The organism is uncultured Dechloromonas sp. (assembly GCF_945957265.1).
Lineage (GTDB): Bacteria > Pseudomonadota > Gammaproteobacteria > Burkholderiales > Rhodocyclaceae > Azonexus.
In genome coordinates this window covers 30,776-51,384 of the sequence record NZ_CAMFKO010000031.1, presented here as the reverse complement: position 1 = coordinate 51,384, position 20,609 = coordinate 30,776, and the positions used below count along the sequence as shown (strand labels likewise).

At 59.1% G+C, this 20,609-nt stretch carries 18 protein-coding genes; 14 read left to right on the top strand and 4 right to left on the bottom strand.

Going from position 1 to position 20,609, the window contains the following annotated elements; all coding sequences use genetic code 11:
* The 6 genes from Q0P59_RS15140 to flgB form a co-directional block, all read left to right on the top strand.
* A partial coding sequence (locus tag Q0P59_RS15140) for a CusA/CzcA family heavy metal efflux RND transporter (RefSeq protein ID WP_295007740.1) occupies positions 1–2,009 on the top strand: 2,009 nt, incomplete at its 5' end.
* Between the two features lie 87 nt (positions 2,010–2,096).
* Positions 2,097–2,402 carry a zinc ribbon domain-containing protein gene (locus tag Q0P59_RS19695; RefSeq protein ID WP_366090903.1) on the top strand — a complete coding sequence of 102 codons (306 nt, stop codon included), beginning with the start codon at positions 2,097–2,099 and terminating at the stop codon, positions 2,400–2,402.
* Positions 2,403–2,420: 18 nt separating this feature from the next.
* Complete coding sequence (locus Q0P59_RS15135; protein ID WP_027456347.1) at positions 2,421–2,639, top strand: hypothetical protein; 219 nt, start codon at positions 2,421–2,423, stop codon at positions 2,637–2,639.
* Positions 2,636–3,580, top strand: a complete 945-nt coding sequence (locus tag Q0P59_RS15130; protein ID WP_027456346.1) for a cation diffusion facilitator family transporter — start codon at positions 2,636–2,638, stop codon at positions 3,578–3,580. Before Q0P59_RS15135 ends, Q0P59_RS15130 begins: the two co-directional genes overlap by 4 nt.
* A gap of 28 nt (positions 3,581–3,608) precedes the next feature.
* A complete protein-coding gene (locus tag Q0P59_RS15125; protein ID WP_295007736.1) occupies positions 3,609–4,034 on the top strand; it encodes a hypothetical protein in 426 nt (141 codons plus the stop codon).
* A 136-nt stretch (positions 4,035–4,170) separates the two neighbouring features.
* Positions 4,171–4,800 carry a flagellar basal body rod protein FlgB gene (flgB, locus tag Q0P59_RS15120; protein WP_084019511.1) on the top strand — a complete coding sequence of 210 codons (630 nt, stop codon included), beginning with the start codon at positions 4,171–4,173 and terminating at the stop codon, positions 4,798–4,800.
* A gap of 195 nt (positions 4,801–4,995) precedes the next feature.
* Here flgB and Q0P59_RS15115 read toward each other — a convergent pair whose 3' ends face one another.
* The 4 genes from Q0P59_RS15115 to Q0P59_RS15100 form a co-directional block, all read right to left on the bottom strand.
* Positions 4,996–5,571 (bottom strand): hypothetical protein, encoded by a 576-nt coding sequence (locus Q0P59_RS15115; protein WP_295007733.1) that lies wholly within the window; start codon positions 5,569–5,571, stop codon positions 4,996–4,998.
* Between the two features lie 52 nt (positions 5,572–5,623).
* Positions 5,624–6,787 carry an inovirus-type Gp2 protein gene (locus Q0P59_RS15110; protein WP_295007731.1) on the bottom strand — a complete coding sequence of 388 codons (1,164 nt, stop codon included), beginning with the start codon at positions 6,785–6,787 and terminating at the stop codon, positions 5,624–5,626.
* 278 nt (positions 6,788–7,065) lie between these two features.
* Positions 7,066–8,640: an AAA family ATPase gene (locus Q0P59_RS15105; RefSeq protein ID WP_295007729.1), complete on the bottom strand. Its 1,575-nt coding sequence runs from the start codon at positions 8,638–8,640 to the stop codon at positions 7,066–7,068.
* Positions 8,641–9,019: 379 nt separating this feature from the next.
* Positions 9,020–9,583: a hypothetical protein gene (locus Q0P59_RS15100; protein ID WP_295007727.1), complete on the bottom strand. Its 564-nt coding sequence runs from the start codon at positions 9,581–9,583 to the stop codon at positions 9,020–9,022.
* A gap of 459 nt (positions 9,584–10,042) precedes the next feature.
* On the opposite strand from Q0P59_RS15100, the gene Q0P59_RS15095 reads away from it, so the two are divergent.
* The 8 genes from Q0P59_RS15095 (at position 10,043) to napA (ending at position 20,607) form a co-directional block, all read left to right on the top strand.
* Entirely contained in the window at positions 10,043–12,622 is a 2,580-nt protein-coding gene (locus Q0P59_RS15095; protein ID WP_295007725.1) for a response regulator, read from the top strand.
* A gap of 42 nt (positions 12,623–12,664) precedes the next feature.
* Positions 12,665–13,273, top strand: a complete 609-nt coding sequence (gmk, locus tag Q0P59_RS15090; RefSeq protein WP_295007723.1) for a guanylate kinase — start codon at positions 12,665–12,667, stop codon at positions 13,271–13,273.
* A gap of 15 nt (positions 13,274–13,288) precedes the next feature.
* Positions 13,289–13,495, top strand: coding sequence for a DNA-directed RNA polymerase subunit omega (gene rpoZ, locus Q0P59_RS15085; protein WP_295007721.1), 207 nt, complete (start codon positions 13,289–13,291; stop codon positions 13,493–13,495).
* A 21-nt stretch (positions 13,496–13,516) separates the two neighbouring features.
* Complete coding sequence (locus tag Q0P59_RS15080) at positions 13,517–15,658, top strand: bifunctional (p)ppGpp synthetase/guanosine-3',5'-bis(diphosphate) 3'-pyrophosphohydrolase (protein WP_295007719.1); 2,142 nt, start codon at positions 13,517–13,519, stop codon at positions 15,656–15,658.
* Positions 15,655–16,905, top strand: coding sequence for a D-amino acid dehydrogenase (locus tag Q0P59_RS15075; RefSeq protein ID WP_295007717.1), 1,251 nt, complete (start codon positions 15,655–15,657; stop codon positions 16,903–16,905). The genes Q0P59_RS15080 and Q0P59_RS15075 overlap by 4 nt, the downstream gene beginning before the upstream one ends.
* Positions 16,902–17,663, top strand: a complete 762-nt coding sequence (locus tag Q0P59_RS15070; RefSeq protein ID WP_295007744.1) for a TatD family hydrolase — start codon at positions 16,902–16,904, stop codon at positions 17,661–17,663. The genes Q0P59_RS15075 and Q0P59_RS15070 overlap by 4 nt, the downstream gene beginning before the upstream one ends.
* A gap of 126 nt (positions 17,664–17,789) precedes the next feature.
* Positions 17,790–18,056 (top strand): chaperone NapD, encoded by a 267-nt coding sequence (locus tag Q0P59_RS15065; protein WP_295007715.1) that lies wholly within the window; start codon positions 17,790–17,792, stop codon positions 18,054–18,056.
* Positions 18,057–18,066: 10 nt separating this feature from the next.
* On the top strand, positions 18,067–20,607 hold the full coding sequence (napA, locus tag Q0P59_RS15060) for a nitrate reductase catalytic subunit NapA (protein WP_295007742.1): 2,541 nt from the start codon (positions 18,067–18,069) through the stop codon (positions 20,605–20,607).
* Positions 20,608–20,609: the final 2 nt, after the last annotated feature.

Sequence of the window (20,609 nt, the reverse complement as noted above, 5' to 3'; positions counted from 1 at the left end):
CCAACCTGATGAGCCTCGGCGCTCTTGACTTCGGGATCATCATCGATGGTGCAGTTGTCATTGTAGAGAACTGTGTTCGCCGTTTGGCCCATGCCCAGGCACATCACGGGCGACCGTTGACCCGGACCGAGCGCTTCCACGAAGTCTTTACCGCTTCGAAAGAGGCTCGCCGAGCGCTGCTATTCGGTCAGCTCATCATCATGATCGTCTATCTGCCGATCTTCGCGCTGACCGGGGTCGAAGGAAAAATGTTCCATCCCATGGCCTTCACCGTAGTCACCGCGCTCGTAGGTGCCATGATCCTCTCCGTCACCTTCATTCCCGCTGGCGTTGCACTGTTCATTGGTGAAAAGGTGGATGAAAAGGAAAATTTCCTGATGCGGGCAGCCAAGCGCTGGTATGAGCCAGTTCTGGCTGGCGTCATGGCGAACAAGCCGGTGGTGCTGGTCTTCACGGCGGTCATGGTTCTTCTCTCAGGCTTGGTCGCTACGCGCATGGGGAGCGAATTCGTACCGAGCCTGAATGAAGGCGACTTCGCGATTCAGGCACTGCGTATTCCGGGAACCAGCCTTTCGCAGTCAGTGGCCATGCAGCAACAGTTGGAAAAGCGGCTCAAGGCGGAGTATCCGGAAATCGACAGGATTTTCGCGAGAACCGGGACGGCCGAAATCGCCTCAGATCCGATGCCACCCAATATTTCGGATGGCTACATCATGTTGAAACCTGAAGCGCAATGGCCAGAGCCACGGAAATCTCGGGACGAACTGCTGGCCGCTATCCAAAAAACCGTTGGAAAACTGCCGGGGAATACCTATGAGTTTTCCCAACCGATCCAATTGCGTTTCAATGAGTTGATCTCCGGTGTACGCAGCGATGTTGCCATCAAAATATTCGGTGATGACATGGATGTTATGAACGATACGGCCAGCAAGATTTCCGCTGTATTGGAGAAAATCCCAGGCGCTTCCGAGGTCAAGATCGAGCAGACGACGGGCTTGCCTATGCTGACCGTGAATATTGACCGGGACAAAACGGCGCGCTACGGACTCAATATTGGTGATGTCCAGGATGCGATCTCGACAGCGATTGGTGGTCGAGAGGCTGGAACCATGTTTGAAGGTGACCGACGCTTCGATATTGTCGTACGTTTGCCGGATAGCCTGCGTTCGGATCTCGAATCGTTAAAGCGTTTGCCGATTGCTTTGCCGAAGGGGGCTTCCGCTGGCAACGGGGTTGATGTACGTACGACCTACATCCCATTGGGGGAAGTCGCCAGTCTCGAGCTCGCACCGGGTCCGAACCAAGTTAGCCGGGAAAACGGCAAGCGTCGCGTTGTTGTTAGTGCCAATGTTCGGGGACGAGATATCGGCTCCTTTGTTGGCGAGGCGCAGAGCCGTCTAGCCGAGGTCAAGATTCCGAGCGGCTACTGGACGGCCTGGGGTGGAACTTTTGAACAACTGGAGTCTGCCTCGAAACGTCTCAAAATTGTGGTGCCCGTGGCCTTGCTGTTGGTATTCACGCTGCTGTTCGCGATGTTCGGGAACGTGAAAGATGGGCTGCTGGTGTTTACCGGCATTCCGTTTGCGCTGACAGGCGGCATTGTCGCACTCTGGCTAAGGGACATTCCGCTCTCGATCTCGGCAGGCATCGGTTTTATCGCCTTGTCCGGTGTGGCGGTACTGAACGGCTTGGTGATGATTTCCTTCATCCGTAATTTACGTGAAGAGGGGCGCTCTTTGGATGATGCCATTCACGAAGGGGCGCTGACTCGATTGCGCCCCGTGCTGATGACGGCATTGGTCGCCTCGCTCGGTTTTGTCCCCATGGCGATTGCAACAGGTACCGGTGCGGAAGTCCAACGCCCGCTTGCCACCGTGGTGATTGGTGGAATCCTGTCGTCGACGGCGCTGACGCTTCTCGTGTTGCCGCTTCTATATCGCCTTGCTCACGGCAAAGATGCCGATGAGGAGGACTTCACGAAATCGATAGACGAGCCATCTGAGGCCTAGCGTTTTCTGTTCGTGACCGGGGGCTCCGTGCCAGATTCGGCATAAACCGTCGGTCACCCATTCTTCCACTCAACTACGGAGGCTGTTATGGGATTCTTTGAAAAACTCTTGCGAGGAGTCGCCGGTTCGCATGGCGGAGATCATCATGGCCGTGAACGGAATAGCGGACATCATGGCTGGGGGAATAGTTACCCCTCAAATTCAGCGCCGCCCACCAATAGCGCTGCCGGTGGCCCCTCATGCCCGAAGTGCGGCTCCGCGACCAACCCTGGGGGACGCTACTGCGCCCAATGCGGCACAGCCTTGGTGCCCGGCAATTGTGCGGACTGCAATGCGAACCTCGCCCCGGGCACTAAGTTTTGCCCGAATTGCGGCAAGGCGCAGCAGTCCTGAGCTTGGTGCCGTCTCCTCATGTTTAAGCATTTGATCCACAGCCACCTTGAATTCCAGCTTCTCATGCTCGGCCTGGGGATGATGCTGACTTTTCTGGTGCTTTACGGATGGTTTTGCTGGCGGGAAGAGCGGCGCCAAAAGACACCAAAGTATTCAAAAAACCTTCAGTTCCGTCTCCAGGCGATGAAACAAAAATTGAAGCGCTGCCACCACAACGATAAAGGGCGGGTCCCATGAGTACAAGCCACACACACGGCATCCCGAGCACTGAGAATGAGCGCGCCCTGCGCTTTGCCCTGGCGCTGACCGGCTGTTTTCTAATTGCCGAAGTTATTGGCGGCGTATTGACTGGCAGTTTGGCCCTCATCTCGGATGCCGCTCACATGCTGACCGATACTGCCGCGCTCGCTATCGCATTGGCGGCCATTCGTGTTGCCCGTCGCCCGGCCGATCGTCGCCGAACCTATGGCTATCACCGCTTTGAGATTCTGGCGGCAGCCTTCAATGCCATGCTGCTGTTTGCCGTGGCGCTCTACATCCTGGTTGAGGCATACCGGCGATTCACCTCTCCGCCCGAAATCCATTCGGTTGGGATGCTCGTCGTCGCCAGTATTGGCCTCATCGTCAATCTGATCAGCATCCGCCTGCTGAGCGGGGGACAGTCAAATAGCCTCAACGTAAAGGGAGCCTATCTCGAAGTGTGGAGTGACCTTCTGGGGTCGGTCGGCGTGATCGTGGGCGCGGTGGTGATTCAGCTAACCGGCTGGTCCTGGGTAGATCCACTTGTGGCTGTAGCCATTGGCCTCTGGGTTTTGCCACGCACCTGGATCCTACTGAAGGACAGTCTGAACATCCTGCTCGAAGGTGTGCCCGAGGGCATCGATTTAGGAGAGGTGGAGCAGGCCATGCTGGCTGTGCCAGGCGTACTCGGCATCCATGACCTGCATCTCTGGGCGCTGACGACCGGCAAGACCAGCCTGACCGCGCATGTGGTTTACGACCAGACCTACTCCCCCGAGAAAACTTTGATGCCCGCCTTGCAGACGGTGTTAGCTAACCGCTTCAAGGTGGTCCACACGACGCTGCAGTGCGAAACAAAACCCTGTGCGCACCAACCGGAAGGTTGCACCTACGTCGGCAGCACATCCGAGCACGACGATAACCCAAATTTTCATTAACCGATTTATCAACTGACATGGAGCTCCCATGAAACCTTCCACGGTACTCTCTGCTTTACTCTTTGCTTGCTTCGTCAATCTGGCATCCGCTGCGGACGACCATAAGGGCCATGCCCATACCGAGAAACCGGGCCAGTCCCACGCCCATGACGCAAAGCCACAGCATGGTGGCGTCGTATCGGTCATCAAGGACATCAACTACGAGTTGGTGGCGAAGGCTGACTCCCTCACGCTCTACGTGACCGATCACGACCAGCCTGTCGATACCCGGAATGCGTCAGCTACCATAACGCTGCTGTCTGCATCAGACAAGACCGAAGCCAAATTGCTGCCAGCAGGAAGTAACCAGTTGCGTGCCCAAGGAGCCTTCAAGATCCAAGCCGGCACAAAGGCTGTCGCCATAGTCAAACTCGGCGACAAGCCTGGCCAGAGTGTACGTTTCGTCTTGAATTAGGCGAGATGCTCACCTTACCGTCCATTTGTTCACTGACAGCCCAGGCAAAGGGGCAGCGCAATGCGTGGGCGGTACCCCTTAGGAAATCGGACACAGCCAATAGCTCCCACGGCCGCATTTCATCCAACGAGTTTCTATGTCTGAGATTTCAGCTTTGTTCCCGGTAAGGCCGGGGGGATTTATTGGAAATGCAGCGCCTCGCATCTCCGACGCAGGTGAAACTCAAAGCTCGGCAACATTTTCAAGCATCCTTGAAAACGCCGTCGCACGTTCGGCGGCTGCCAATGTTGCCTTAAGCGACAATCTCGACCCCGCCGGGAAATTGACTCTTGGCACAACCCATTCATCTCACTTACCAGCGAACGAGAACGGCTTAGGCAAGAAAAACGAGGATTTCCAACAAAAAATGCTCGGAATAAGGGCCTATAGGCAGCAAATTCTTGCGTCTAATATCGCCAACGCTGACACCCCTGGCTACAAAGCGATGGATATTGATATTGCTGAGGCCGCTGGTGGCGAGCAATCTCCTCCTCTTCAATTGAACGCCTCCTCGCCGGGACATTCGAAGGGCAATTCTTCTTGGCAGTCGCCACCCGTAAGCCTGAAATATCACGTTCCTTCTCAGGCTGCGGCTGACGGAAATACCGTTGAAATGGATGTTGAGCGCCAGAAATTCGCAGAGAACTCATTGATGTATCAATTCTCCCTTGACCGGGTTGGTGGTGAGTTCAAGCACATGAAAGAGCTATTTCAATCACTGAAATAACAGGGGGGCTTTTGTGTGTCGGTCTCGTTTCATTTTTCAACCCCGGGGCATTACCTAACGGAACGACGAACCCCTGAGTCACGTTTTTGAAAGCCTTTGGGCAGAAATTGTCAGGAAGAAAATCTTCCATTTCGTACCATCCTTACATGGTTGTTCCGCTCCGGCGCTTACTGTCCCCTGTCTTACCCCTCAGCATTAGCGGTAAATCACCTGTTCTATGCTCCGACTTGTCCATGGCGCAATCGCTGCACGCCAATTTGCCAGCGAAACAGCCTGCGCCTTCTCGTAAGCAGCGATTGCATCTTCTACCGAAAGCCCTCCATAAATCATCGAGAGAATCGGCACTGCGCTATCGTCAATTGCCTTGCAAATACGATTGAACGTTGTCTCGATCTCTGATTCCTGCAATTCAGTATCTGTCAGCTCGATTTGTAACATCGTCCAAACTGCGTTGTCAGAAGGATCCAACTCCAGTTGCGGCAGGCGGCGAACCACTGCAGCATCCAACAATTGCTTGATCTCCGACAGTTTGGCGGCTGGAGTCGCAATCCCGTTTGATGCGCTCAGAAAGAACGAGTCAAATGATCGGTTGTAGCTAATCGTTACCCAGCAATTGCTCTGCGCCAGGCGTTGATAGTTCATCAGGATTGGGTTTTCGCAACTCGATGACAGTAATGTGGGTGAGCCAAAGCGCAGCACCCATTTGTAGATCTTGGTGTAAGCCGCCTTCGGGTTGTGGCGATTGGCTACAGGGGAAAATGGTGTATTCATGTTCAGTCTCCAGCAGTGAAAGGTGGTGTGTGCTTCAAAGCATCTGGCCTGGCTATAAAAAATAACCAGATGGATGCCCACCTCTTCGAACCGAGACTTTTTCTCCCTGAATCATGAGTTGCCGAGGACGTCCCCGCGTTTCCAATGCACGGGGCTTGTATTGCCCCTTCGTCAGTGCCCTTGTTCCTGGTGGTACGTCATCACCCAAGGCCTGAGAATGCTTCGTCAGGTAGATCAACGCAGAAATCAAGTGCCAGCGCTTCAACTCATCTGAGTGCTGCACCATGCCGATGCCGTCATGCCGATATCCTGCGGTTCGTGCCTTGTGGTTACAGTTGAAGTACCAAATCTTGGTCTGCTCATCTGCCGGAGTACGCGACGAATTGACGATTCGGTTCTTCCAGTAATCGATGATTTGTTTAGCCAGTTCGACGTCATTCTTCACCTTCTGCCCATCAAACAGGATGAAGCAGTGGAAGTGATAGCCTCGTCCATTGCCACCGTTCTCAGCAGTTGAGCTAGTACCCCGTTCTCGACCGATCACGTAGCCGATGCTGTGCTTAAAACAGGCCTGCCACTGCCGATGGTTAATGAAACGCTGAATGTCACCATGGGCCCGTTCAAAGCTGATCTTGTCTGCCTCATCGGCTTGGTAACCGAGATCTACACGCACCACCAGGATCTTCGAGTAATCCATGAACAGATCATCAAAGTAGGAAACGACACTCTTCAGTTCATCGAGATCGTAGTCGTCTGCGAAATTCAGGTGGTTCTTGCAGCGTCTATCGCTCCGAGCACGTTTACGGATCAGTTCCAACAGGACATTGAATAGCTCAGCCCCGCTCATGTCCTTTCCGTCAGCACCTGGACGATGGTAATCACCGGCTTTGCCAAACGGGTTGTAGTACAGCTTCAACTCGATGCAGCAATCACGGAATAGACCGACAAACCCTGCGGGATCACTACCTTCAGGGATGCGAGCCATGAAGTTGTTCATCAGGCGATAGAACCGCTTACCCAGGGATAACGGTTCAATACGTTTGTCTCCGTTCTTCTTCACGAAGATTTGAAAGCCAGGAGATTCCTTGCCCAGTACCAGACGAACAAACTCATGAATATCCCAGAGAGGTTCACGGAATGATTGATCGGCAGATACGGAAGGCAGCTTAGATGCAGTCGGTAGTGACGCCATGTTATGAGTGTCGATAGCACTCATGATGGGATTGATCGGATCGGTAGGAGTAGGGATAGGTTGATTGTTAATTGTCATGGTTAATATATAAATAAGTATTGATTAATTAATCTAATAGGAAGTGCGCGCCTAAATACGAGGGGATCGAAACAAGCGGGAAGCAATCGATGGTCAATATCGATCTTCCCGCTGTGCCGATGGTTTTTATGTCCGGCTACACCTCATAGTTATTGGTGTTAGCGGTAAAAAAATACTTAGGAGAAGCAGGCGCGGATTTACTTGAGCGACTGCGCAAATCGAACTTAGATAACCGCTTTTGAAGGCAAGAGCATCCACCAGGTTGTCGCATGAAGCCTTGAACGAAGTTCGCCAAGCAAATCCGCATCGACCAGGTTCTCTGTGACGTCGTCCTCGATTTCAGAAATGAAATCTTCCCAGGGGATTTCGGCATTCCACTTGCGTGATGAGTATGCGTGCGCAGCTTCTTTTACCGCCAATTGCAGAGCAGTTGCCAAATAGCGGTCGTTGTCCCTTGGGGCAACTGGTGCATGTGACTCAACTGCTGCATGCGATTCATGTGGTGCAGTAAAGGCTGTTGATTGTGCCGTTGGCGCCATACCACCCCAAAAGTTGCCATTCGGAGCTGAATTGATCGGCTGATCGAATAGCGATCTGAGCTCTAGTGGGGAGTTGCTGATGTATGAATAGGCAGATGGATCCTGATCTCCTAGCGCTTCAGCGAGATACCAGTAGTGACAGGCCTGATTGGGGGGCTTGGCGGGCCTTTTCACGGCGAGGATGGGAAGTTCGGCCTTGGCTCGTTTCAGTGAGGCTACGGAAATTGTTGGGGTGAGCCTATTGGCCACGGAAACAATGGTTTGATAGGGGAGGCCGCCAGTAGCCAATAGTTTTTTCAGAAAGCTGCATGCCGTTGCCAATGCGTTGGTGTTTTCGACGTAATCACCACCATTGCATTCGACGTTGCGCAAAATTGCTTCCGGTGCGCCTTCTAGCTGAATTGGATTCCATACAAGGATCGAGGTATTGAACTGTTCGCCGTAGAGTTCGAATTGATGAGATTCGACTTGGTAGGCAAATCCTCCTTCAATTGGACCAATGTTGCTTTTTGCGCGAACTAAAACGCAGCTATGTGGTGCATTGTTACCTTCGGTTTTTGCGCCTTTCACCGCCAGTATGACGATACGCGCTACTGCGGTATATGCGAGGCTACCGGTGATTCGATCGATAAGATCTTTCCCCTTCGAACGCTTGTTAACGTGAGTGATCCCGAGAATTGCAATGCCGTGCTCTTCGGCAAAAGCCACCAAAGGCTCTAGTGCGCGGCGTACCTCAGCATTTTTATGTGAGTCTCCGCCGACAACCTGCAGAATCGGGTCAATGATGATCAAGCTAACATTGCCTATCTCCGCCACGCGCTGCATCAGACGTTCGATATCTTTTGCAGGATTGAATGCGCGCTCGTGACCGTTTTCTTCTGTTCCGGTGAGGACGAAGACACGTTCCATGTTTGCACCAGCGGCAATCAAGCGTGGAATGATTGTGTCCGCTAGCCCATCCTCGCAAGTCCAGAACACTACGTTCCCAGCCGGAGCCTCCGTGCCGTCAGGCCATCGACCACCTGAATCTCCGCGTGAAATTGTGGCCGCCATTACAACGGCAGCGCCAGTTTTTCCTGCACCTGGTTGGCCTGCAAGCATGTGGAGTTTTCCTGCCGCTAACCAGCCGAACCAAATCCATTTGATCGATTCAGGGGGAATGGTTGCGGCAGAAACGATTTTGACACGCGTGCCGAATGCTGAAGGCAGGACGTTGTTGGCATTTGGGAAGCGGCGTGAGGGCGGTGTCGTCGGAATCATTGCTCGCTCCCGATTGGCTTAGCCAACTCTTTTCGGAGATCGCCAACGCGCCAACGCGTTGTACGCAATCCAATGCGATGGGGCGATGCCAGTTGGCCTGCGCGAACTCGACGCCAAACCGTAGCGGGAGAGCAGCAGAACAATGCGCAAACAACGTGAAGTGAAACGAAGGCTGATTCCGGTAGGTCATCAAACACTGACAGCATTGGATGAACCAGAGCGCGAACTGAGGGGGGCGGCTCTGTTGAACGGGTGGTACTTGAGGACATGTTGTGCTCCTGGGTGAATCCGCTTGGCTGGTTAGCTGCGGAATGGAGCGCAAGTTATTGAATTTTTGTGCGATTGTGGGATAAGCGAGTGCTGTGCGCGAAAGCGAGTGCTATACGCGTGTATTACGAGGATTCTTGTCCATTTTTTTACGTTTGGATTTCCAGCGGTAGATGCGATCTTCTAGATTTTTGATAGTGCAATGTTGAAGTTCGCGATTGAATGGCTCCCATCTAAAACCATCGCCCATGTTTTCAGTGATGATTGACTCCTTAGCGCCACATTGTGCGAGTAGGCGCAACATAACTTCGGTTGGCGTGAGAGATGGGTTTTTACCTAAAATCTGATCAATCAGTATGGCCAGTTCGTCTTTCTTTTCGCGTTTTGGCTTGACTTGCTCTTGCGGCTTGATGATTTCTTCGTGGGCAATTGCGAGTTCAGTCCTCGGTTTGTCCTCTCTCTCAAAGGCAAACGGAATGCGCTCGTCCTTTAGGAATCTGGTCAAGTCGTCTTGGTAAACAGAGCCTGCTTTGACCCAATACTTGAGTTGATCGGGGGTGGCGGTCTTTTCCGTGTCGTGCGTTGGCAACGGCAACGCGTGTCGCCATTTGGGGTCCCATAGGCGCAGAACATTGTCTTTTGCGGCGAGGGCAACTTGTCTGGATAGATAGTGCATCTCCGCGCTTCTGTTTGCCATGACCGAGTCACAGTTGGGTACCGGCGATTTCCAAGATTTAGAGAATGCTTGGTATATTGGGCAGTTGCCACACGGTAGCTTCCGGTCGCAAGGAAATTTGTTTGCGGCAATAAGATGAAATACTTCTTCAACCTGATAGAGCTGGCGATCTGGTAGTAGTAGGTCAGGGATAGTCATCGCTTTGGTTTTGCGTTACTTTCGAACAGAACTTTGCTCCGGGTAGTTCTCTACCCTCTCTTCGCATAAAGGCGTGAGACAGTTTAGCGTTGATCTTGCTGGTAGACTTGCCGTGCAATGATTAACTTACTATCAAGGCAGGAAAGCGCATGAAATCTGTGTACCTAAGCGTGTACTTTTCTCAACGATCGAATAACGGCGAATCAGTAGTGGCGTGGGATCACCCACGCCACTACTGATTCAGATCCAAGACGCCGGACCATGCAAGCCGTCGGCGCCGCTACTACCCTGTCGCCGACGGCGCTGACGCAACGCTTCATCCTGGGCTGGCTGGCGGTGATCCTGTCGGCCATCGCCCTCGGCGCCTACCTGCTGACGACCAGCCTCAGTCAGCATCGCAGTCAGACCCAACAGACGACCGAAAACCTCTCCCTGCTGGTCGAGCGCGATGTGGCCGCGTCCCTGGAGAAGGTCGACCTGTTGCTGCGGGACGCCATCGATCATTACGTGGAGCGTGTGGTGAACGCCCGTGGCTCGCCCGAGGCCATGGAGGGTTTTCTCAGCCGCCAGCGAGAACGCCTGCCGCAACTGGGGGTGCTGCGCATTGCCGATGCCGCGGGCGTTTCCGTGGTCGGGTTTGGCGGTGGCGGCGGGGCCGGCCTGAAGGTTGATGACCGGGATTACTTTCGTCTCCTGCGCGATAACCCGGCGCTTGACCGGGTCATGTCCAAGCCGCTGGTGGGAAGGATCACCGGCAAGTCGCTGGTCGTCATCGCGCGGCGCCTGCCCGATGTGCGCGGGGCGTTTGCCGGGGTCGCTTACGCCGGTGTCGATCTGAATTATTTTCAGCAACGGTTTGCCGGGCTGCGGATCGGCGATGCCGGTTCGATCTCCTGGCGCGACCAGGATCTGACCCTGCTGGTCCGGGTGCCGACGAACGAAACGCTTTCCGAGCCCGGTTCGACGGGCGTGTCGCGGGAGTTCAGCACGGCGCTGGCGAGCAATCCGCGCGAAGGCGCCTACGTTTCCGGCGAAGCCGGCGGCGACGGCCCGCCTCGGCTGCATGCCTATCGCTTCAATCCGGATTACCGGTTCTACATCGACGTCGGCGTTCCCGAGGATCACTACCTGCAGCCCTGGCAGGGACAGCGTCGGGTCATCCTGACCATGCTGCTCCTGTTCATCGCCCTGAGCGGCGGCGCGCTGTTCATGATGCATCGCTATGCCAGCCGCCTCGGCGAGCGTGAGCGGATACTGCGGACGCTGTTCGATACCTCCGACGGCGCGATTTTCCTGGTCGATCCGCAAGGGCGCATCGTGATGGCCAACGAACGGATGTCGGCGATGTGGGGGATCCCCATGGCGGAGCTGATCGGCGACGAATACGTGGCGCTGGTCCATCCCGCCGAGCGGGAGGAGGGGCGCCAGAAAATGCTCAAGCTGATGGCTTCCGAGATTCCCTTCGTCCGGCTGGAGCGGGAATACATCCGCCGCGACGGCTCGATGTTCTGGGGCTTCCTGTGCGGGCGGCGCCTGCTCGACGAGCAAGGCAAATTCGTCGGCCTGGTCGGGCTCATCGCGGATATCGACGCGCCGAAACGCAACGCACAGGAGCTGGAAAACTATCGCCAGCATCTCGAGGTGCTGGTCCGGGACCGGACGGCGCAGCTCGAACAGGCCAAGGATGCCGCCGAGTCGGCCAACCGGGCGAAGAGCGCCTTCCTGGCCAACATGAGCCACGAAATCCGCACGCCGATGAACGCCATTGTCGGCCTGGCCCACCTGCTCAAGCGGGACGAGCTTGCGCCGCGTCAGGCCGACCGGCTCGACAAGGTCCTGGCCTCGGCCGATCACCTGCTGTCGATCATCAACGACGTCCTCGACATTTCCAAGATCGAATCGGGAAAGCTGGTGCTTGAACAGGCATCCTTCCGCGTCGCGGACGTGCTCGGGCGGGTCGTCGGGCTGAATATCGACAAGGCCGCGGCCAAGGGCGTGGCGTTCCGGACGGCGATGGACGGCCTGCCGCCCTGCATGGTCGGCGACAGCACGCGGCTCAGCCAGGCCTTGCTGAACTATGTCGGCAATGCGATCAAGTTCACCGAGTCGGGCAGCATCGTCCTGCGCGGCTCGGTGGTCGACGAGGACGAGCACAGCCTGCTCGTGCGCTTCGAGGTTCAGGACAGCGGTATCGGCATTCCCGAGGCGGTGCGTCAGCGGCTGTTCCGTCCCTTCGAGCAGGCCGACAACTCGACGACCCGGAAGTATGGCGGAACCGGGCTTGGCCTGGTCATTACCCAGCGCCTGGCCGAACTGATGGGCGGCCAGACCGGTGTCGACAGCACGCCGGGAGAGGGCAGCACCTTCTGGATGACCGCGCGTTTCGGCAAGGCGGCACCCGGCGCGGCCGCCGGGGACGAGGCGGGAGGCGGGCAGGACTATCCGCTGCGGCACAATCCGGCCGCACGCATCCTGCTCGTCGAGGACGAGCCCTTGAATCGCGAGGTGGCGAGCGAGCTGATCCGCGAAATCACCGGCCTGCCGCTCGATATGGCCGAGGATGGCGAACAGGCCGTTGCCAGGGCGCAGGCCGCCCGCTACGACCTGATCCTGATGGACCTGCAGATGCCGGGCATCGACGGGCTCGAGGTCACGCGCCGCATCCGGGGGATGCCGGATTACGCGGTGATCCCGATCATCGCCATGACGGCCAATGCCTTCGCCGAGGATCGCCAGCGCTGCCTGGCCGCCGGCATGAACGATCATCTCGCCAAGCCGGTCGATCCGGAGCGCCTGAATCAGATACTGCGGCGCTGGTTGCCGAAGCCGCCGCTACAATGACGTTTTTGGCGCTCGGCGCCAGCTAGCACGGGAAACATACGAATGGCCGGAAATCTCTTTGTCGTTGCCGCTCCGTCGGGGGCGGGCAAGACCACCTTGGTGCGCATGCTGCTGGAGCAGGAAAACTGCGTCCATCTGTCGATCTCCTTCACGACGCGCGGCCCGCGTCCGGGCGAGGAGAACGGGCGCGAGTACCATTTCGTCGACACGGTCGAGTTCCAGGCCATGATCGCCCGCCAGGAATTCCTGGAGTGGGCCGAGGTGCATGGCAACTTCTACGGCACCTCGAAAAAATGGATCGCCGACCAGCTGGCGGCCGGCCACGACGTGCTGCTGGAAATCGACTGGCAGGGAGCGCAACAGGTGCGCAAGCTCTTCCCCGAGGCGATCGGCATCTTCATCCTGCCGCCGTCGATGGCCGAGCTGACCAGCCGCCTGACCGGGCGCGGCACCGACAGCGCCGACGTCATCGCCCGTCGCCTGGCGGCGGCGCAGGCCGAGATGCGCCATGTCGGCGAATTCGACTATGTTATTATTAACGACCAGTTGGTTCAGGCACTGGAAGATTTGCGTGCCGTCGTGCGCGCCTCCCGCCTGAGCTTCGGGGCCCAGCGTGTCCGTCACGCCGCCCTGTTCGAAAGATTGATTTGAAATTAGAGGTTTAGCATGGCTCGCGTTACTGTTGATGATTGCCTGAAGAGAATTCCGAACCGTTTCCAGATGACCCTGGCCGCCGCCCATCGCGCCCGTCAGCTGGCCAATGGCGCCACGCCGCTGGTCGATGCCGAAAAGCACAAGCCGACGGTCGTCGCGCTCAAGGAAATGGGCTCTGGCAAAGTCGGTCTGGAAGTGCTGAACCGCGGTCAGGTCTGAGTCATGGGGCGGTGAAGACCTATGGATCCTGCACCGCCCGCCTGTGTGGAACCCGCCTACCGGGTTTTCCTCGATAGTCTCGACTATCTTCCTCCCGCCGATGTAACGAGAATCAAGGCCGCGTATGCCTTCGCGGCCAAGGCCCACGCGCACCAGAAGCGCATGTCGGGCGAGCCCTATATCACCCATCCGCTGGCTGTTGCCGGCGCCGTGGTCGAGTGGCGGATGGACGCCGATGCGATCTGCGCGGCGCTGATGCACGATGTGCTGGAGGATACCGGCACCACCAAGCACGAACTGGCCGAGAAATTCGGCAAGGAAGTCGCCGAGCTGGTCGACGGCCTGTCCAAGCTCGACAAGATGGAGTTCGCTTCCTACCAGGAGGCGCAGGCCGAGAACTTCCGCAAGATGCTGATGGCCATGGCGCGCGATCTGCGCGTCGTGCTCATCAAGCTGGCCGACCGCCAGCACAACCTGCAGACCATGTCGGCGATGCGCGCCGACAAGCGTGCCCGCATCGCCCGCGAGACGCTGGAAATCTACGCGCCGATCGCCCTGCGCCTGGGCCTGAACAAGCTCTATCGCGAACTGCAGGACCTGTCGTTTTCGCTGATCCACCCGCATCGCGCCGAGGTCCTGTCCAAGGCGCTCAACGCCGCGCGCGGCAACCGCAAGGAACTGCTCACCCGCATCCTCGACGGCATTCGCGACAAGCTGGCGAACGCCGGCCTGCGGGCGGAGGTCTTCGGGCGCGAAAAGAGCCTGTATTCCATCTTCCGCAAGATGAAGGACAAGCACCTGTCCTTCTCGCAGGTGCTCGATATCTACGGTTTTCGCGTGGTGGTCGACAACGTGCCGACCTGCTACCTCGCGCTTGGCGCCCTGCACAGCCTGTTCAAGCCGGTTCCCGGCAAGTTCAAGGACTACATCGCCATTCCCAAGGCCAACGGCTACCAGTCATTGCACACCACGCTGATCGGCCCCTACGGCACGCCGGTCGAGGTGCAGATCCGCACCCGCGAGATGCACCACGTTGCGCAGGAAGGCGTGGCGGCGCACTGGCTGTACAAGGACATGGACGAGTCGAGCGCCGACCTGCAGATCAAGACGCACAAATGGCTGCAGTCGCTGCTCGAGATGCAGACCAGCGATTCGTCGGAGTTCTTCGAGAACGTCAAGATCGATCTCTTCCCCGACGAGGTCTATGTCTTCACGCCGAAGGGCAAGATCCTGGCCATGCCGCGCGGCGCGACGGTGGTCGACTTCGCCTACGCCGTGCACACCGATGTCGGCCATCATTGTTCGGCGGCGCGGGTCAATCACGAACTGGCGCCGCTGCGCAGCGAACTGCGCAATGGCGATCTCGTCGAAATCATCACCTCGCCGCAGGCCAGCCCCAACCCGGTGTGGCTGACCTACGTCAAGACCGGCCGCGCGCGCAGCAAGATCCGCCATTTCCTGCGCACCATGCAGAACGAGGAATCGGCCCGTCTCGGCGAGCGCCTGCTGCGCCAGGAACTGCTGTCGCTGGGCGTGGTGCCCATTTCGATTCCGGCCGAGGCCTGGGATTCCCTGGTCAAGGCGGGTGGGCAGAAGTCGATGGAGGACGTCTATACCGAAATCGGCCTTGGCAAGCGCCTGCCCTCGGTCGTCGCCCGCCGCCTGCTGGCGCGCGAAGACCTGTCGGCCGACTCGCCGAGCAACATGACCCTGGCCATCCACGGCACCGAAGGCATGGCCATCCAGCTGGCCCGCTGCTGCCAGCCGATTCCCGGCGATCCGATCATCGGTTCGATCCGCAAGGGCAGCGGCCTGATCATCCATACCCACGACTGCCCGACCATCCGCAAGTCGCGTTCGGCCGAGCCGCAAAAATGGATCGACGTCGAATGGGAGCCGGAAGAGGGCAAACTGTTCGACATCCGCATCAACGTCGAAGTCAAGAATGCCCGCGGCGTGCTCGCCCAGGTGGCCTCCGCCATTGCCGAGGCCGGGTCCAATATCGAACATGTGTCGATGGATACCGATCCGGAGCGGCTGTACAACAGCCTGCGCTTCACCGTCCAGGTCGCCCATCGCAATCACCTGGCCGCCGTGATGCGCGGCATCCGCCACATTCCCGAGGTCACCCGGATCGCCCGTGAAAGGGGAGGGGAGGCTTGAGGATACTCGTGCTGGGCGCCGGCGTCGTCGGCACAACGAGTGCGTGGTACCTCGCCCGGGCAGGGCACCAGGTGACGGTCGTCGACCGTCAGCCGGTGGCCGGCAACGAAACCAGCTTTGCCAACGGCGGCCAGATTTCCGTTTCCCATGCCGAACCGTGGGCCAATCCGCACGTCCTGCCGCGCGTCCTGAAATGGCTGGGTCGCGAGGACGCTCCCTTGCTGTGGCGGTGGCGTGCCGATCCGGCGCAGCTCGCCTGGGGCCTGCGTTTTCTCGTCGAATGCCTGCCCGGCCGGACGCAGCAGAACATCGCCGCCATCGTCAGCCTCGCGCTGTACAGCCGGCGCTGCCTGCAGGCCCTGCGCGCCGAGCTCGACCTGCAGTACGACCACCTCGAGCGCGGCATCCTTCACGTTTATACCGACCGCCGGGATTTCGCCCAGGCGGCCGAAGCTTCCCGGCTGATGCGCCAGCTGGGGCTCGACCGCGACACGGTCGATGTCGCGCGTTGCCTGCAGCTGGAGCCGGCGCTCGCCGATGCCGGCCATTTGCTCGTCGGCGGCGACTACACGCGCTCGGACGAATCGGGCGATGCCCATCGCTTTACCCGAGCCCTGGCCGGGCATGCCCAAGCGGCGGGGGTCGCGTTCCACATGGACACGACGATCGAGCGGATTGCCACCCGCGCCGGCAAGGTGGCCGGCGTGGTGGTGCACAACGGCAAGGCGCCGGAGTTGCTGACGGCCGATGCCTACGTGGTGGCGCTGGGCAGTTATTCGCCGCTCCTGTTGCGCCCGATCGGCCTGCCAGTGCCGGTCTATCCGGCCAAGGGCTATTCGGCGACGCTGGCGCTGGCCGAAGACAGCCATGCGCCGACGGTCAGCGTGACCGACGACGAGCGCAAGCTGGTCTTCTCGCGGCTGGGCAATCGCTTGCGGGTGGCCGGTACGGCCGAATTCAACGGTTACAACCTCGAGCTCAATCCGGTGCGCTGCCAGGCCTTGATCGACCGCACGCGGCAGTTGTTCCCGCGCCTGCAGACCGTCGGCGAACCGGCGTTCTGGTGCGGCCTGCGCCCGGCAACGCCGTCGAACGTGCCGCTGATCGGCCGCACCCGTTTCGGCAACCTGTGGCTCAATACCGGCCACGGCACGCTGGGCTGGACGATGGCCTGCGGCTCGGGGGCGGCGCTGGCCGAGATGATGAGCGGCACGCTGCCCGACCCCGACTTCCCCTTCCTGCGCTGATGATCGACACCCACTGCCACCTCGACGCGGCCGAATTCGACGGCGACCGACGCGAGGTGCATGCGGCGGCGCTGGCGGCCGGCGTATCGACGCTGGTCGTGCCGGCGGTGGCCGTCGCCGGGTTCGCGAAGACGCAGCAGACGGTGGCGCAATACGCCGGTTGCGCGGCGGCCTACGGCATCCACCCCCTTTACGTGATGCAGGCGGTGCCAGGCGATCTGGCCACGCTGCGCCAGTGGCTGGCGGCAGAAAGCCCGGTCGCGGTCGGCGAGATCGGCCTCGATCATTACGTCAGCGGCCTCGATCCCCAACGCCAGGAATTTTTCTTTGTCGAACAGCTGAAACTGGCCCGCGACTTCGATTTGCCGGTCCTGCTCCATGTGCGGCGGGCCGTTGATCCGATACTCAAGCAGCTGCGCCGCTTCCGGGTGCGCGGCGGCATTGCCCATGCCTTCAACGGCAGCCGTCAGCAGGCCGACATTTTCATCGAACTCGGCTTCGCCCTCGGCTTTGGCGGCGCCATGACCTTCAGCGGCTCGACCCGCATCCGGGCGCTGGCCGCCGAGCTGCCGCTGGAATCCATCGTCCTCGAAACCGATGCCCCGGATATCCCGCCCGCCTGGCTGAACGGCGGCCGCAACGAGCCGGCCGAATTGCCGGCCATCGCCGACGTGCTGGCCGGTTTGCGCGGCATGACCCGCGCTGCCGTCGTTGCGGCGACCACGGCGAACGCGCGGCGCGTTTTGCCCGGTATTTGATCCCCGTCAACATTTCATTAGAAGTTGCAGGGGTATTTCGTCGGATTTGATCTGCGCTAAAGAAGCATGTCCTGATGAGCGTAGCCTGCGCGAGCTGACATCAAACTGACTGGGCGTAGCATGGACATGAAAGTCTCCCAAGGGGTCAATATTTCCAGCGTCATCATCGGCGCCTTGCCGGATGACGCCGCGCAGGTGGCCGCAGGCTTGCGGCTGCTCGAGGGTGTGGAAGTTCATGTCGTCAATGAGGATGGGCGCATCATCGTCTCCATCGAAAGCGCATCGGAAGGCGCCACGGTCACCACATTTGAAGCGATACACCGGATGCCGGGCGTGCTCTCGGCCTCGCTGGTGTACCACCAGTACGAATCCGATCCAGACGAGGAGGCCTGAGATGATGCAAGTGAAACTGACCCGGCGTGATTTCATCAAGAGCAACGCGGTGGCGGCGGCTGCCGCGACCGCCGGCATTACCGTTCCCGGCCTGGCTGCGGCCCAGCAGAAGGGCGGCGACGGGGTGCGCTGGGACAAGGGGGTCTGCCGTTACTGCGGTACCGGTTGCGGCGTGCTGGTCGGGGTCAAGGACGGCCGGGTCGTAGCCACCCAGGGCGATCCCGATGCGCCGGTGAATCGCGGCCTGAACTGCATCAAGGGTTATTTCCTGTCCAAGATCATGTACGGCAAGGACCGCCTGCAGACGCCGATGCTGCGCATGAAGGACGGCAAGTTCGACAAGAACGGCGACTTCAAGCCGATTTCCTGGAAGCAGGCCTTCGACATCATGGAAGAGAAGTGCAAGGCCGCGCTCAAGGAAGGCGGGCCGCGCAATATCGCCATGTTCGGCTCGGGGCAGTGGACGGTGTGGGAAGGCTATGCCGCCGCCAAGCTGTTCAAGGCCGGTTTCCGCTCCAACAACATCGACCCCAATGCCCGTCACTGCATGGCTTCGGCGGTGGCCGGCTTCATGCGCACCTTCGGCATCGACGAGCCGATGGGCTGCTACGACGACGCCGAGCATGCCGACGTCTTCGCGCTGTGGGGCTCGAACATGGCCGAGATGCACCCGATCCTGTGGTCGCGCATCACCGACCGCCGGCTGAGCGCCAAGAACGTCAAGGTGCACGTGCTGTCCACGTTCAGCCACCGCTCCTGCGAGCTGGCCGACAACACGCTGATCTTCAAGCCGCAGTCCGACCTGGCCATCCTCAACTACATCTGCAACCACATCATCACCACCGGTGCGGTGAACAAGGAGTTCGTCGCCAGGCACGTCAAGTTCGCCAAGGGCGTGACTGACATCGGCTACGGCCTGCGTCCGAACCACCCGCTGGAAAAGGTGGCGATGAACAACGGCTACCCTGGGGAGGACGGCAAGCCCAAGGGCAACCCGAACAACTCGACGCCGATGACTTTCGACGAGTTCGCCGCCTTCGTTTCCGAATACACGCTGGACAAGGCGCACGAGATTTCCGGCGTGCCGAAGGAAAACCTCGAAGCGCTGGCCAAGGCCTACGCCGACCCGAAGATCAAGGTCGTTTCCTACTGGACCATGGGCTTCAACCAGCACACCCGGGGCACCTGGGTGAACAACATGATCTACAACGTGCATCTGCTGGTCGGCAAGATTTCCGAGCCGGGCAACGGACCGTTCTCGCTGACCGGCCAGCCCTCGGCCTGCGGTACGGCGCGCGAGGTGGGCACCTTCGCCCACCGCCTGCCGGCCGACATGGTGGTGATGAATCCCAAGCACCGCGAGCTGTCGGAGAAGCTGTGGAAACTCCCGGCCGGCACCATTCCCGACTGGATCGGCCTGCACGCCGTCGCCCAGAGCCGCGCCCTGAAGGACGGCAAGCTCGGCTTCTACTGGACGTCGACGACCAACAACATGCAGGCCGGGCCGAACGTCAATGAAGAAATCTACCCGGGCTGGCGCAATCCCAAGGCCTTCGTCGTCGTTTCCGATGTCTATCCGACGGTGTCGGCGATGTCGGCCGACCTGATCCTGCCCTGTGCCATGTGGATGGAAAAGGAAGGCATGTACGGCAACGCCGAGCGGCGCGGCCAGATGTGGCGCCAGCAGGTCAAGGCGCCGGGCGAGGGCAGGTCCGACCTGTGGCAGTACATGGAGTTCTCGAAGCGCTTCAGGATCGAGGAAGTGTGGCCGGCCGAGCTGCTCGACAAGAATCCGGAATACAAGGGCAAGACCCTGTACGACGTGCTCTACGCCAACGGCCAGGTCAACAGGTTCGGCCTGGACGAGGTGGCCAAGGTCAACGCCCACGGCATCAAGGACTACATGAACGACGAGTCGCAGGCCTTCGGCTTCTACGTGCAGAAAGGCCTGTTCGAGGAATATGCCAGCTTCGGTCGCGGCAAGGCGCACGACCTGGCGCTGTTCGACGTCTATCACAAGGCACGCGGCCTGCGCTGGCCGGTGGTGGATGGCAAGGAAACGCTGTGGCGCTTCCGCGAGGGTTACGACACCTACGTGCCGAAGGGCGAGGGCGTGCGTTTCTACGGCTATCCCGACGGCAAGGCCATCGCCTTCGCGCTGCCCTACCAGCCGGCCGCCGAAATGCCGGATGCCGACTACGATCTGTGGCTGTGCACCGGGCGCGTGCTGGAACACTGGCACACCGGCTCGATGACCCGCCGCGTGCCGGAACTCTACAAGGCGATGCCGGACGCGGTGCTCTACATGCATCCGGAAGATGCCAAGAAGCGCGGCCTGGCCCGCAACGACGTGGTCAAGCTGGCCACCCGCCGCGGCGAAGTCCAGCTGCGCGTCGAAACCAAGGGGCGCAACAAGCCGCCGGTCGGGCTGGTGTTCGCTCCCTTCTTCGACGAGCATCGCCTGGTCAACAAGCTGACGCTGGATGCGACCTGTCCGATCTCGAAAGAGACGGACTACAAGAAGTGCGCCTGCAAGGTGGTGAAGGCGTAAAG